Consider the following 13,518-nt stretch of genomic DNA (forward strand, 5'->3'; position numbering starts at 1 on the left):
GGTCAGGCCGCCACGCTGGCGGTGAACAGGTACCCGGCGCCGTGGATGGTGATGATCAGCTGCGGCTCGGCCGGGTCGTCATGCAACTTGCGCCGCAAGCGTCCCACCAGGACGTCGATGGAGCGGTCAGTCGGCACCCACTCGCGGTTGCGGATCTGGTCCATCAACTGGTCGCGGCTCAAGGTGTGGCCACTGTTGCGCAGGAACACGCTGAGCAACTGGTACTCGCCATGGGTCAACAGGGTTTCACCGCCGGCCTGGTCAATCAGTCGACGGCGGTCGGTGTCCAGGGACCAGGCCGCGAATTGCTTGACCGGCCGCGGGACTGTCGCCACGGGCTGCGGTATCTGGGCATGACGCACCCGGCGTATCAGGTTTTTCGCCCGGGACACCAGTTCACGAGGGTTCAGGGGTTTGATCACATAGTCATCGGCACCGCATTCCAGGCCGACGATGCGGTCTATTTCATCATTGCGTCCGGTGATCAGAATGATCCCGACTTCCGAGCGCACCCGCAGTTCCCGGGTCAGGGTCAGGCCGTCCTTGCCCGGCAGGCGGATATCGAGCATCACCAGGTCCACCGCCTGGCTTGCCAGGAAGGTTTCGGCCAGCTCCGCCGTGGCGGCGCAATGGACGTCGTAGCCTTCCTGCGACAGGTAGGCCTGCAGCAGTTCGCGAATCAGCGGATCGTCATCGACGATCAGTACCCGAGGAATCATCGCTTGGTGTCCTGCGTATGCCCGAAGGCGTGTTTCTTATTAGAGTATTCGACTGCATTGACGCCAGAGAGTATCCACTGCTGAACAAGTGATCAACAGCTGCTTGTCTGCAAACAGAAGCGGCGGCGCCCCCCGGCTTGCAAACCGTCGACCCAGGCTTCGCAAATCTGCAGGCCCTGCTGCGGGCTGAAGGTCCCGGGGTTGAGGCCCGACTCCAGCCACAGGCCATCGAGCAAGGCACTGAGGCCGATGGCGGCCAGGTCCGCGTCGAAGTTTTCCCAGCCTTCTTCCTGGGCCAGTTCCGACAACACCTTGCGCAAGATACCGCGGTACTCGGCGTAAGAGTGTTCGTGGACCTGATTGATCGCCTCGGCGGTTTTCACCGCGCCCCAGAACGCCAGCCAGGCGTCGATCAGTTGCGGGTCGAGCAGTTCGGCGGAAAACGAACCACGAAAAAACGCCGACAAGCGTTCACGGGCGTTGGGGGCGGCCTGTTCGATGGCGTCGCGCAACAGGGTCATGACCCGCCCGGTAATCGCCAGGTAGGCCTCGGCCACCAGTTCGTCCTTGCCGGAGTAGTGATGGCTGATCAGCCCCACGGAAACCCCGGCCTCGGCGCAGATCTTGCGGATCGACGCGCCCTGGAAGCCGTGGCGCTTGAGGCAGACCAGCGTTGCCTCGATCAGGTTGGCCTTGCGCAACTCCGGTTCCATACGGGAAAAACGGGCTTCCTGACTCATGGGCAACACTCTCCTTGGCGGGTTCATTAGCGGCTCAAGCTGACACCTGATGAGCTGAACAACTGTACAGCAAGAGCGTGCGCAGTCTCCAGCGCCAGGTATCCGGATGGCCTGCGCAGCCCTTTCAGTCGCGATAGTCCGGTGCCACCCGATCGAGCAGGCAAAGCTACAGCCACGAAGGCGAAGAAGCCGGCTACCTGCTCACGGGCAGTTTCGAACTGTGGGTCGGCGAACGGTATTTCCAGCTCAATGAAGGCGACAGCTTCAGCTTCTCCAGCCAGGAACCCCATCGTTACGGCAACCCGGGCGACGTGGACGCGGTGGTGATCTGGGTGATTACCCCGCCGACGTTTTAGTCCACGTTCTCGCGCTGTTTCCCTGCCTGCTCGATGGCCTCGGGAAACCTCGGCTCGTAACACAGCAACAATGACACCCAGTGAAAAAATGCGTGAATCAGGATCACCGGCAGCAACAGCAGGTTGATCACCACAAACAGCCACAATGCCGGCTTACCGACAAAACCGGTGTCCAGCCGCCATGCGGCCTTGAAGGAGTTCCACGGCCAGGGGAACTTGCTGATCAGCCGTTTTGGCCTGGGAGCCGCCTGCGGGCCTTCCTCCATGTAGCGGCGGATGTACTCCCAGAACGCCAGCAGCTCGCTGGCGTTGCGGGTGGGTTTGCCGACGAAGGTGATTTCAAAGTCATCTTTGGGCCTGCCCTCGGCGTCGTAAACCGCGTGACTCTCCTTTTCCCACCCCAGCAGGACAAAGCCACCTGCACCTTCAGCTTCAGACATATTGGGGTCGAGACAGACTTCGGCCTTGTCCCAGTCCAGCGCGACAACACCACCGAGGTGTTTGGGACGCAGCAGGTAGACTTTCCGGGTGATGCGGTTGAATCGTACGATGAGGCGGCGGGCGGTAAAGGCCTCCAAGCGAAACTGACAGAAGACATAACGAAAATAAAGATAAAGGGCACCAAGGCTAGTCAGAGGCGTCAGTGCAGCAGTGAAGACGTAGAACTCCCACCCCAAGGGATTGCCGTTAACATCCGCGCCTCTTGTGAAGTCCTCAATGGGGAACCAGATGGCTGCAATAGCTGCCAAACACAACATTAACCCTCCCGTACCTGCAGCTAAAGTAATCAATCCTCTTTTTTCGTCATTTGGGGTGCGAACATCAATATAAGTATCGCTGTGGGAGTACAGCGACTCATTATCAAAGACAGCTTCTGACACGCTGCGATCCACAGTTACAGGGGGGACGGTTTTACCGTGTCTTTTCCGTTTCTCCGTGTCGGATACAAGCTTTTGGTAATCAATTTTCTCACGACCATCAAAGGCCATCCATTCGTAAAAATACATTAGAGGGTTGACTCAATAGCGTTGTGCAGGTTCTTCAACTCCTGTTCTTCGGAGGCGGGTGTTCCGACTGAACGTTCTTTGCGAAAGGTGCAATGTTGCAGATAGTTTTGTAGGGCATTGGGCAGCAACAGCTCCAATACAACAGTTGATGCGAAGATCACAACGTTGATCCGAATGCACCAACGCAGCATAAAGGTCATCCGCAGTGCAAGTTGTGCAGACTTATCGAGCAAAATTGTCAGGATGCGTTGTTCTCCATGTTTCTGGATAAGGTGTTCGATAAAAGGGCCTGCCACTGCTATCCCTATTGCCGCTGAAAAATATGCCGAACCAATCTGCGCAGTTGCCCGCATGGAGTAGACGAAGGTCAAACTGGGGCTTCCATGCTTTCTGCCCTCCCAAGCATCCGCAAAATCAAACACCGCCCCCACCGTAGCCGCCCCGCACGCCAGCACTCCCCCCATCAACTTCATCCCGCCTCCCATCAGCGCTCCCGCCTGGCGAATCGCGCTATTGCGGCTGTTCTCCGACAAGCCCACAGCCACGGCGGCCAGTTCCAGGCCGGCGGCCGAGACCGCGATCATGGCGGCGGCCAGTTCGATGTATTCGCGGGAGCCCTTGTCGGTTTTTTCCGCCCTGAGCTTGAGGTTCCACAGTTGCAGCACGCTGAGCGTTGTACCCAGCCGCAGGTCCAGGCGGATGGCGCTGGCGCCACGGCCCAGGCCTTCTTGCAGGCTGCGGGCGGCGGCGCGGTTGAGTTTGTGTTGGGCGCCGGCGCTCAAAGGGGCGCCACTGCGTTGCAACTGAACCTGTTGACCCAGGCGTCCCAGGCGGGCCTTGAGTGCCCAGCCCAGGGCGATGTTCAGGGGGCGGTCGCTCAGTTGGGCGAGGCGGCTGTTGAGCAGGCAGGTACCGAAGGTCTTGATCATCAACACGGCACCGCTGTAGTGGATGCCGGTCGGCGGCGCGTCGAAATTCATTTCGGTGATCAGGGCATGGGTTTTCTCGAAGGTCTCGGCCAAACCCTGGGTCAGGGCCAGCAAGGCCGCTTCGTCGAGACTCGGCAGTTGGTTGCGTTGTACCAACAGGCTGTTGATCTGTCCGAGGGCGGCGCTTTGATTCTGACCCAGGCCACGCCAGAACAGGTTGCTGCGGCTGACGCTGTCGGTGTCGCTCCATTGGGCCAGCAACGCCTCGCCCGCATGGGTGCTGTTCATGCCTGCAACGGCAGCCCCCAGTTGCGCTTCGAAGGCCAGGCCGCTGCGCGGGTCGCGACGGTCATAGCAGTCAAGCGCATCCAGCAGGGCCTGGCTTTCTAGCCAGAGCAGATGATCGGCGGCGCGGGCATCCTTGAGTCGGTCGGCGTGATCGACGGCGGCCTGGTATTCGGCCAGGAATGCCTGCAGTCGGGGTTCATCGAGGTAACGGGCGTATTTACCGCCCCAACTGTGTTGCTGCTCACGCTCGATGGCCAGTTGCTCCTGGCGCTGCTGGTCGGCGGGATTGCGGTAGCTACGATAGGCGCCGGTTGAAGCGCCGACCATATGGGCATTGTTGGCCGCGTACTCGGGGTCGGTGTAGCGCACCCCCAAGGTATTGGCGTGGTGGGTGTAGGCCTGCCGGGCCTGTTCGGCGAGGGTGGTTTTCAGGTTGTCGAGGGCGAAGGCGATGCTGTGTTTGCGTTGGTTGCTGATGCCTTCGTTGTCGACGGTGGCCATGAATGCCTGGAGTGTTTCGGCGCCCTGGTTGCGCCAGGCATTCAGCTCCTGGGTGATGCCGATCGGATCATCCAGCACCACGGCAAAACCCTGGGCGTTGATCTTGTCGGCGGCCAGTTGCGGGGCGATGTGATCCAGCACCGCAAACCCGCTCGGTGGGGCAAACAGTTGCCCGGCCAGGGCCTTCGCCAGCACAGCGGAACCCTGTGCAACCTGATCGGCGACCCGACTCTCCAACTGCTCGACGGTGAGCACATGGTCGGAGTAACGACAGCTCTGGATCAGTTGGCGGATGTCCAGGTGACGCAGGGTCTCGCGCAGGCGCTTTTCGCTGCGGATTGCCTCCAGCAGGCTCGGGGTCAGTGGGTCGGGGGTGAACAGCATGCGCGCTTCGTCGACGGCTTCGGGGTCGGCGATCCGGATGACTCGCTCACCGATGTTCGGCATCGGACTGCCATAGCTGAAGCCGTCGCCGTCAGCCGGCCACAGGGGCTTGCACAAGCCGCTGTCGTAGGTCTGGTAGGCGCCTTCACAGACCCAGTCGCAGGCGTAGCGCCGCACGAACAGGTATAGATAACCCTGGCGTAACGGGCGGACGCCATAGCGCGCGGTACTCAGTGCCAGGCTGCCGGGATCCAGCGGTTTCGGCAGATCCGGCACGGGCAGTTGGGGTTCGTTGAAGTCCGCACTACCGAGCACGGCATAACGCAGTGGCAGGATCGAGACGCTGTGCTTGCAGGTGACGCAGGCACTGGGGGCTTCATCGGTGAAGCATTGCAGGGCGATGCGGTGGAACAACTCTGTCAGGTCTTCACTCATGGTTCAAACACCCCTTGTCTGCGGTGCTGAGCAACCTAGGCAAGGAGCGAGAGAAGATAAATCAGACGTTTCTTTGTTGGTTGTAGGCAGGCTCTGTATTGAGTGCGTGAGCAGACAACCACCACCGGCTAACGCCGCACGCGTCCGGTCATCTGAGTGACACATGAGCGCTTCAAGGTGTCACTCGGCAACTCCTGGAACAACGCCCGATAGCTGCTGGAAAACCGCCCCAGGTGCCAGAACGACCAATGCATCGCCACTTCGGCCACGGTGGTCTGGCGGGTGCTGCCCGCGAGCAGTTCGCGGCGGGCGCTGTTGAGGCGGCGCAGGCGCAGCCATTGGGTCGGCGCCATGCCGGTGTAGGTCTTGAAGGCGTGCTGCAACTGGCGCAATGAAACCCCGGCGACCTGGGACAACTCCAGCAGGTTGAGGTGTTCTTCCGGGGTATCGGCGGCCCACTCGCCGACTCGCTTCATGATCGCCCGTTCCCCCGCCCGCCGCTGCAACGCCCCTTGGTCGAGGCAAACGCAGGCGTTGTCGAGGATAAACAGGCAGTCGTCCAGCAACTGCTGGGTCAAGGCTTCCCGGCTGGGTGGGTCGATAGTCTGCGAGAGCCGGGTCAGGGTCCCGCTGAGCCAGCGGCTGAACAGCGCGTTCTGCTGGGAGTTGAGCGGTGACATGAACAAGCCTTCCAGGCGTTCGATGCTCAGGCCATGGCGCTGCACGAACTCCGGGCCGAACACCACGGCCACTTCCTGGTAGTTCTCCGGGGTGATCCAGATGTTGCGGCTTTCGCCATTGAGCACATACAGCGCGTTGTCGCTGCGGTCGAAGCAGAACGCCAGCGCCCCCGGGGGCGCGCTGAAGTTCTGCTCGACCCGGGTGTTCATGCACTCCTCGTAGATCTCCACCCCCTGCAGGTCCAGGTAGCGCACCAGACCGGCGAAATGCCCCGGCGACATCTGCTGATAGTGCTGCACCCACCCAGGTGTGGCGCGTATCTGGTCGGCGACATCGGCGGTATTGAAAGCCTGTACGTGCAACGGCGTTGACACTGTCATGGGGAGATCCGCGCGCACTCTTTTGGTGCGCTTTGTGACTGCTTAAAGTGGATAGATGGAACGGCAAGCCTCGCCCAAGATAGTCGTCAACGCGCTACAGGGGAAGCCTTCCCGCTCGGGAATGCCAACCCTGGCGCTGATAAAACCAACAATGAGGTCTTTATGAACGCCCCTTTCGATCAGCTTTATACATGGCTGAAAGATCACAAGATTACCGAAGTCGAGTGTGTCGTCAGCGACCTGACCGGCATTGCACGCGGCAAAATTGCACCCACCAACAAATTCCTGCATGAGCGAGGCATGCGCCTGCCGGAAAGTGTGCTGTTGCAAACGGTAACCGGGGATTTTGTCGACGACGACATCTATTACGACCTGCTTGACCCGGCGGATATCGACATGGTCTGCAAGCCGGTTTCCGACGCCGTCTTCGTGGTGCCATGGGCGATCGAGCCAACCGCCATCGTGATCCACGACACCTTCGACAAGTTCGGCAACCCGATCGAACTGTCACCGCGCAACGTGCTGAAGAAAGTGCTGCAGCTCTACACCGACAAGGGCTGGAAGCCGATTGTCGCGCCGGAAATGGAGTTCTACCTGACGCAACGCTGTGAAGACCCGGACTTGCCGCTCAAGGCCCCGCTGGGCCGTTCGGGCCGCGCCGAAAGCGGTCGGCAGTCGTTCTCCATCGACGCGGCCAACGAATTCGACCCGCTGTTCGAAGACGTCTACGACTGGTGCGAACTCCAGGGCCTGGACCTCGACACGCTGATCCATGAAGACGGCCCTGCGCAGATGGAAATCAACTTCCGTCACGGCGACGCCCTCGACCTGGCCGACCAGATCACCGTGTTCAAGCGCACCCTGCGCGAAGCGGCGCTCAAGCACAACGTCACCGCCACGTTCATGGCCAAGCCCATTGGCGATGAACCGGGCAGCGCCATGCACCTGCACCAGAGCGTGGTGGACATTGCCACCGGCAAGCCGATCTTTGCCAATGACGACGGTGAGATGAGCGAGCTGTTCCTGTACCACATCGGCGGCCTGCAAAAGTACATTCCCAAGCTGCTGCCGATGTTCGCGCCCAACGTCAACTCGTTCCGCCGCTTCCTGCCGGACACCTCGGCGCCGGTCAACGTGGAATGGGGCGTGGAGAACCGTACCGTCGGCCTGCGCGTGCCGACCTCGAGCCCTGACGCCATGCGCGTGGAAAACCGCTTGCCGGGCGCCGACGCCAACCCGTACCTGGCCATCGCCGCCAGCCTGCTGTGCGGTTACCTGGGCATGATCGAAGGCCTGTCGCCGAGCGCACCGGTCGAAGGCCGGGCCTACGAGCGCCGCAACCTGCGCCTGCCGATCACCATCGAGGATGCGCTGGCAAACATGGAAGACTGCCCGGCCATCGAGCGTTACCTGGGGAGCAAGTTTGTGCGTGGCTACGTTGCGGTCAAGCGTGCCGAACATGAAAACTTCAAGCGGGTGATCAGCTCCTGGGAGCGCGAGTTCCTGCTGCTGAGCGTTTGATCCCTGAGGCGAATCGTTCCCACGCTCCTGCGTGGGAGCGCAGCCCGGGACGCCCTGCTTCCGCATACGCAACGTGGTTACGATCCGAAAACAATCATTCAAAGAGGTGTCGCAATGCGTCTATTGAAATCCGTCGTCCCCGCCGCGCTGGCGCTGTTATGCAGTGCGGTTGCACAGGCACAGCCCACTGTCAGCGTGTACAACTGGACCGACTATATCGGCGAGACCACCCTCGCCGACTTCCAGGCGAAAACCGGTGTCAAGGTCGTCTATGACGTGTTCGACTCCAATGAAACCCTCGAAGGCAAGCTGCTCGCCGGCCGCACCGGCTACGACGTGGTGGTGCCTTCCAACCATTTCCTGGCCCGTCAGGTCAAGGCCGGGGCTTTCCTCAAGCTGGACCGCGAACAGCTGCCCAACTGGAAAAACCTCGACCCCAAGCTGCTGATGCTGCTGGAGAAGAACGACCCGGGTAACGCGCACTCGGTGCCATACCTGTGGGGCACCAACGGCATCGGCTACAACGTCGACAAGATCAAGCAGGTGCTGGGGGTCGATCACATCGACTCGTGGGCCGTGATGTTCGAACCCGAGAACCTGAAGAAACTCAGCCAGTGCGGCGTGTCGATGATGGACTCGGCCGATGAAGTGTACCCGGCGATCCTCAACTACATGGGCATGGACCCCCGCAGCGAAAATGCCGAAGACTACAAAAAGGCCGAAGCCAAGCTGCTGACCATTCGCCCGTACATCACCTACTTCCACTCCTCCAAGTACGTTTCGGACTTGGCCAATGGCGATATCTGCATCGCCTTCGGCTACTCCGGAGACGTGTTCCAGGCGGCGAACCGTGCCAAGGAAGCCAACAATGGGGTGAACATCGCCTACTCGATTCCCAAGGAAGGCAGCAACCTGTGGTTCGACCTGCTCGCCGTCCCGGCGGATGCCGGTCACCCGAAAGAGGCCTACGAATTCATCAACTACCTGCTGGCCCCCGAAGTGATTGCCAAGGTCAGCGCCACCGTCGGCTACGCCAACCCGAACCCGGCCGCCAAGCCGTTCATGGACGCGGAACTGGTGAACAACCCAGAGGTGTACCCGCCTCAGGCCGTGCTCGATAAACTTTACATCTCGACCACCCCTTCTCCGGGAATCATGCGTCTGATGACCCGTTCCTGGAGCAAAGTGAAGTCCAACCAATGAATCAGGCAACATTGATTATTCCGGCAGCGGAACACGCCCGCTCCTACTACGCGGCCAGCGCGCACGGGATGCTGCAACGCCCGGCGCTGACCGCCGACCTTGACGCCGATGTGTGCGTGATCGGCGGCGGCTTTACCGGCGTCAACACCGCCATTGAACTGGCCCAGCGCGGGCTGTCGGTGATCCTGCTGGAAGCTAGGCGCATCGGCTGGGGGGCCAGCGGACGCAACGGCGGCCAACTGATCCGCGGGATTGGCCATGACCTGTCCGGGTTTACCCGCTACGTCGGTGAGGACGGCGTGCGGTATCTGGAGCGCGCGGGCATCGAGTCGGTCCAGGTGGTTGCCGAACGCGTTCGCCAACACGCGATCGACTGCGACCTGCGCTGGGGCTTCTGCGAGTTGGCCAACACCCCGGCGCAATTCGCCGCGTTCCGGCAAGAGCAGCAGACCCTCAATGCCGAGGGCTACGCCCATGAAACCCGCCTGATCGGCCCCCAGGATATACGCCAGGTGGTGAACTCTGGGGTTTACGCGGGGGGCTTGGTGGACATGGGCTCGGGTCACCTGCACCCGCTCAATCTGGTGCTGGGCGAAGCGCGGGTGGCCGAGTCCCTGGGGGTGCGGATTTTCGAGCACAGCCCGGTGCTGGAGATTATCCACGGCAGTACCGTCACCCTGCGCTGTGCCAGCGGATCGGTGCGCGCCGGCCGTGTGGTGCTGGGCTGCAATGCCCACCTCGAGGAGCTGGAACCCAAGCTCAGCGGCAAGGTGCTGCCAGCCGGCAGCTACATCATCGCCACCGAGCCGTTGTCGGAACAGGCTGCCGCCGAGCTGATCCCGCAGAACATGGCGCTGTGCGACCAGAAAGTCGGCCTGGACTACTACCGATTGTCCGCCGATCGACGCCTGCTGTTCGGTGGTGCCTGCCATTACACCGGGCGCGATCCGGCGGACATTGCCGCGTACATGCGTCCGCAAATGCTCAAGGTGTTCCCGCAACTGGCCAAAGTGCGCATCGACTATCAATGGGGTGGCCGGATCGGTATTTCCGCCAACCGCTTCCCTCAGGTCGGACGACTGCCCCAGCACCCGAACGTGTACTACGCCCAGGGCTATTCGGGGCATGGCCTGAACGTCACCCACTGGACTGCACGCCTGCTGGGCGAGGCCATCCACGCCGGACACAGCCAGGGCATGGATGTGTTCAGCGCGGTGCCGCACCTCACCTTCCCGGGCGGACGGGCCCTGCGCACACCGCTGCTGGTCCTGGGCATGATGTGGTATCGCCTGCGGGAAATGCTCGGCTGACAACACCGGCACTGCCCACCTGCCCCCGGCGCCATTGTCGGGGGCAGGCATCGTCCTTCAGCGGTAGAACACGTCATCCGCGTACGGGTACCACCAGTCCTGGACCTGGGGCTGGTGATCGATGATCACCATCTTCGAACGGCGAAACGCGTCCAGCCCCTGGCGCCCCAGTTCGCGCCCCAGCCCCGACATTTTCCAGCCCCCGAACGGCAGTGCGTCGTTGTCGATCAGCGGGTTGTTGACCCAGACCATGCCGGCCTCCAGGCGCTCGGCGGCCTCCATGGCTTCGGCCAGGTCCGTGGAGAACAAGGAAGCGCCCAGGCCAAAGGGTGAGTCGTTGGCCAGCCGCACCGCCTGGTCAAAGTCGCTGACCCGGCAGATCGCCGCCACCGGCCCGAAGCACTCCTCGTGGAAGATTGCCATGTCGGCCGTGACGCCGGTCAGGATGGTCGGTTCATAGAACCAGCCCACCGGCTGATCCGCCGGAATCCGCCCGCCACACACCAGGGTCGCGCCCTTGGCCTGCGCATCGTCGACCAGGCGCATGACCTTGTCCCGCGCCGCCTCGCTGACCATCGGCCCGATCTCCGAGCGCTCCAGGCCATGGCCGATGCGCAGGGCCCGGGTGCGCTCGGCGAAACGGGCGACAAAGGCGTCATGGATCTCGTCGACCACAAAAAAGCGCTCTGCGGAGGTGCAGATCTGTCCGCTGAGGTGGAAGGCGGCCGTCACTGCCCCGGCAGCGGCCACCTCCAGCGGTGCATGGCGGGAGATGATCATCGGGTCGCTGCCGCCGGCTTCGATCACACAAGGCTTCATGCGCTCGGCACAGGCCACGGCCACCGCCTTGCCCGCCGTGACGCTGCCGGTGAACGCTACGCCGTGGGTCCCCGTCGACTGCACCAGGCATTGCGCGGTGTGCGCATCCCCCGGCACGCAGGACACCAGCCCCGGCAGCAATTCGCAGAAGTGTTCCATGAACTTCAAGGTACACAAGGTCGTGGTTTCCGCCGGCTTGACGATGCAGGCGTTACCCGCCGCCAGGGAGGCGGCGACAGTCCAGCACATCAACAGGATCGGGAAGTTGAACGGCATGATGTGCACGCTGACGCCCAACGGTTCGTAGCGCACATGCTGGAACGAGCCAATCTGGGTGGTGCCGGCGACCTTGCCGGCGTCATCCCGGGCCATCTCCGCGTAGTAGCGAAAGATCGGCGCACAGTTGGCCAGCTCGCCCATGGCCTCGGGAAACGGCTTGCCCATTTCCAGGGTCATCAGGCGCGCCACTTCACGGTTGCGCGCGGTGGACTGCTCGAGGGTGTTGGCCAGTTGGTGCAGGCGAGCGGCGCGGCTTTTCGCATCGACCTTGCGCCATGCCTGTTGCGCCGCATTCGCGGCCTCGACGGCGGCCTGCACATCGGCCTCGTCGCACAGGGCGATCTGCCCAACGGGCTGCAAGGTCGCCGGGTCGAGAATCTGGCGCAGGCGCCGGCTCAGCGGCGTGAGGAAATCGGGGGTGATGAAGCACAACGGAGTCTCGGTTTGAAACGTGCTCATGGGCAATCCTTGAACCAATCAATAGAGGGAACGTCAGGCAAGACGCCCGGGCGACGGCAATCCTGCGCGCCAGCCCGGCATCCGTTGATCAAGCAACCCGCGCAGCGGCTGCAACGCCTCGCTTTCCAGAGCCCGGGCAAACAACCCCAGGACGCGCGGCAAATGGGCCAGGTAATGGGGTTTGCCGTCGCGCACGGCCAGGCGTACAAAAATCCCCAGCACCTTGGCGTGGCGTTGTGCGGCCAGCAGGCGGTAGTCACTGAGAAAGCGCATCGCATCGATGTCGGCGCGATTGACCAGGTAGTGACTGAGCAGCGCCACGCGCAAGGCTTCGGGTACATCACGCCGGGCGTCTTCGAGCAATGACATCAGGTCATAGGCGCATGAGCCCGACAGGGCATCCTGGAAATCCAGCAAGCCACAGGCGGCGACACCGCTGCGGCCGTTGAGCAGCATCAGGTTGTCGACATGAAAATCGCGCAGCACCAGGGTTTCTCGGCGCAGGGCGACGTCCTGCAACGCGTGGGCGAACAGCTGCATATAGGGTTCACGCAGGGCCTGGGCCGCCGCCTGGCCGATCAGCAGGGGCGCATACCAGTCGATGAACAGCCCGTACTCGTCACTCAAGCGGGCGGCATCGTAAGGCGCCAGTTGATCGCCACTGACCGCCGGTGCCCGGTGCAAGGCCAGCAGCGCATCGACCGCCAGCCGATACAAGGGCTCGTCCTGGTGCCCGGCCGCCAGCAAGCGGGTGTAAGTGTCCTGGCCAAAGTCTTCGATCAGTGCCAGGCCGGCCTCCTCGTCGACCTGCACCAGCGTCGGCGCGGACAGCCCCGACTGGCGCAGATAACGCGCCACCTGCACATAAGGACCCAACGGTTCAGTGTCCGGGGGCGAGTCCATTAACAGCAAGCCAGCCCCCGTCAGCCGGAAATACCGGCGTCGGGACGCATCCGCCGGCAACGCTTGCAACGGTGCGTTGGCGAACCCGGCCCGGGCCAGGAATTGCGCCCGGGCCTGGTCGCGCTCGACGTCGTGGACCCGCGGCAGTGCAAGGGCATCGCTCATGTCGCTCACCTGATCATGTAGACCTTTTTCACGGTCTCGTGGACGGTGCACACGCCTTTCCAGTCCTTATGGAAGAAGGCAATGGTATCGGGCTTGATCTCGATGACTTCGCCCGATTCGTGGACATAGGTGCAGCGGCCTTCCATGAAATGACAGAACTCGTCGCTCGTGACATGGCAAAACCATGTGCCCGGCGTGCAGATCCACAGGCCGCATTCGGACTGGCCCTCGGGGCCCTTGTGCAGCACCACGCCGGACACGCGGGACTCGCCCTCGAGCATGGTGGGGATCACGCCCCAGTCTTTGACTTCGGTGATCTTCAACGGGTCATACAGAAACGGGGTGGTCATGGGTGGCTCTCCTATCGATGTGGATGTGCTTTTTTGTGGGAGCGGGCTTGCCCGCGAAGAGGCCATCAGTTTCAACATCAACCTTGACC

11 protein-coding genes and 1 pseudogene are annotated in these 13,518 nt (G+C 62.1%); 4 read left to right on the top strand and 8 right to left on the bottom strand.

Going from position 1 to position 13,518, the window contains the following annotated elements; genetic code table 11:
* Positions 1-2 precede the first annotated feature (2 nt).
* Positions 3-719, bottom strand: coding sequence for a response regulator (locus CKW25_RS00410; RefSeq protein ID WP_095077061.1), 717 nt, complete (start codon positions 717-719; stop codon positions 3-5).
* 92 nt (positions 720-811) lie between these two features.
* Positions 812-1,459: a TetR family transcriptional regulator C-terminal domain-containing protein gene (locus CKW25_RS00415; RefSeq protein ID WP_095077062.1), complete on the bottom strand. Its 648-nt coding sequence runs from the start codon at positions 1,457-1,459 to the stop codon at positions 812-814.
* Positions 1,460-1,614: 155 nt separating this feature from the next.
* Here CKW25_RS00415 and CKW25_RS00420 point away from each other — a divergent pair.
* Positions 1,615-1,815 (top strand): annotated as a pseudogene (locus CKW25_RS00420) (cupin domain-containing protein); the annotation flags it as partial.
* On the opposite strand, the gene CKW25_RS00425 reads toward CKW25_RS00420, so the two are convergent.
* From CKW25_RS00425 to CKW25_RS00435, 3 genes are all read right to left on the bottom strand, one after another.
* Entirely contained in the window at positions 1,812-2,822 is a 1,011-nt protein-coding gene (locus tag CKW25_RS00425; RefSeq protein WP_256577888.1) for a DUF6708 domain-containing protein, read from the bottom strand. The pseudogene CKW25_RS00420 and the gene CKW25_RS00425 overlap by 4 nt on opposite strands.
* Positions 2,822-5,359 carry a T6SS effector BTH_I2691 family protein gene (locus tag CKW25_RS00430; RefSeq protein ID WP_095077063.1) on the bottom strand — a complete coding sequence of 846 codons (2,538 nt, stop codon included), beginning with the start codon at positions 5,357-5,359 and terminating at the stop codon, positions 2,822-2,824. Before CKW25_RS00430 ends, CKW25_RS00425 begins: the two co-directional genes overlap by 1 nt.
* Positions 5,360-5,487: 128 nt before the next feature.
* Positions 5,488-6,420 (bottom strand): helix-turn-helix domain-containing protein, encoded by a 933-nt coding sequence (locus CKW25_RS00435; RefSeq protein ID WP_095077064.1) that lies wholly within the window; start codon positions 6,418-6,420, stop codon positions 5,488-5,490.
* Between the two features lie 162 nt (positions 6,421-6,582).
* Between CKW25_RS00435 and CKW25_RS00440 the strand changes: the two genes are divergently transcribed.
* From CKW25_RS00440 to CKW25_RS00450, 3 genes are all read left to right on the top strand, one after another.
* Positions 6,583-7,941: a glutamine synthetase family protein gene (locus tag CKW25_RS00440; protein WP_095077065.1), complete on the top strand. Its 1,359-nt coding sequence runs from the start codon at positions 6,583-6,585 to the stop codon at positions 7,939-7,941.
* Between the two features lie 114 nt (positions 7,942-8,055).
* Positions 8,056-9,144: a polyamine ABC transporter substrate-binding protein gene (locus CKW25_RS00445; protein WP_095077066.1), complete on the top strand. Its 1,089-nt coding sequence runs from the start codon at positions 8,056-8,058 to the stop codon at positions 9,142-9,144.
* Entirely contained in the window at positions 9,141-10,454 is a 1,314-nt protein-coding gene (locus CKW25_RS00450; protein ID WP_095077067.1) for an FAD-binding oxidoreductase, read from the top strand. Before CKW25_RS00445 ends, CKW25_RS00450 begins: the two co-directional genes overlap by 4 nt.
* 57 nt (positions 10,455-10,511) lie before the next feature.
* Here CKW25_RS00450 and CKW25_RS00455 read toward each other — a convergent pair whose 3' ends face one another.
* Genes CKW25_RS00455 through CKW25_RS00465 form a run of 3 tightly spaced genes read right to left on the bottom strand, consistent with a single transcriptional unit; the run spans position 10,512 to position 13,429 of the window.
* Positions 10,512-12,011 carry an aldehyde dehydrogenase gene (locus tag CKW25_RS00455; RefSeq protein WP_095077068.1) on the bottom strand — a complete coding sequence of 500 codons (1,500 nt, stop codon included), beginning with the start codon at positions 12,009-12,011 and terminating at the stop codon, positions 10,512-10,514.
* Positions 12,012-12,044: 33 nt separating this feature from the next.
* Complete coding sequence (locus tag CKW25_RS00460) at positions 12,045-13,079, bottom strand: aminoglycoside phosphotransferase family protein (RefSeq protein WP_095077069.1); 1,035 nt, start codon at positions 13,077-13,079, stop codon at positions 12,045-12,047.
* 5 nt (positions 13,080-13,084) lie between these two features.
* The gene (locus CKW25_RS00465) at positions 13,085-13,429 is read right to left on the bottom strand and encodes a cupin domain-containing protein (protein ID WP_095077070.1); all 345 of its coding nucleotides are present in this window, start codon (positions 13,427-13,429) and stop codon (positions 13,085-13,087) included.
* Between the last annotated feature and the right edge of the window lie 89 nt (positions 13,430-13,518).

This window comes from Pseudomonas sp. Irchel s3h17, assembly GCF_900187505.1.
Classification (GTDB): domain Bacteria; phylum Pseudomonadota; class Gammaproteobacteria; order Pseudomonadales; family Pseudomonadaceae; genus Aquipseudomonas.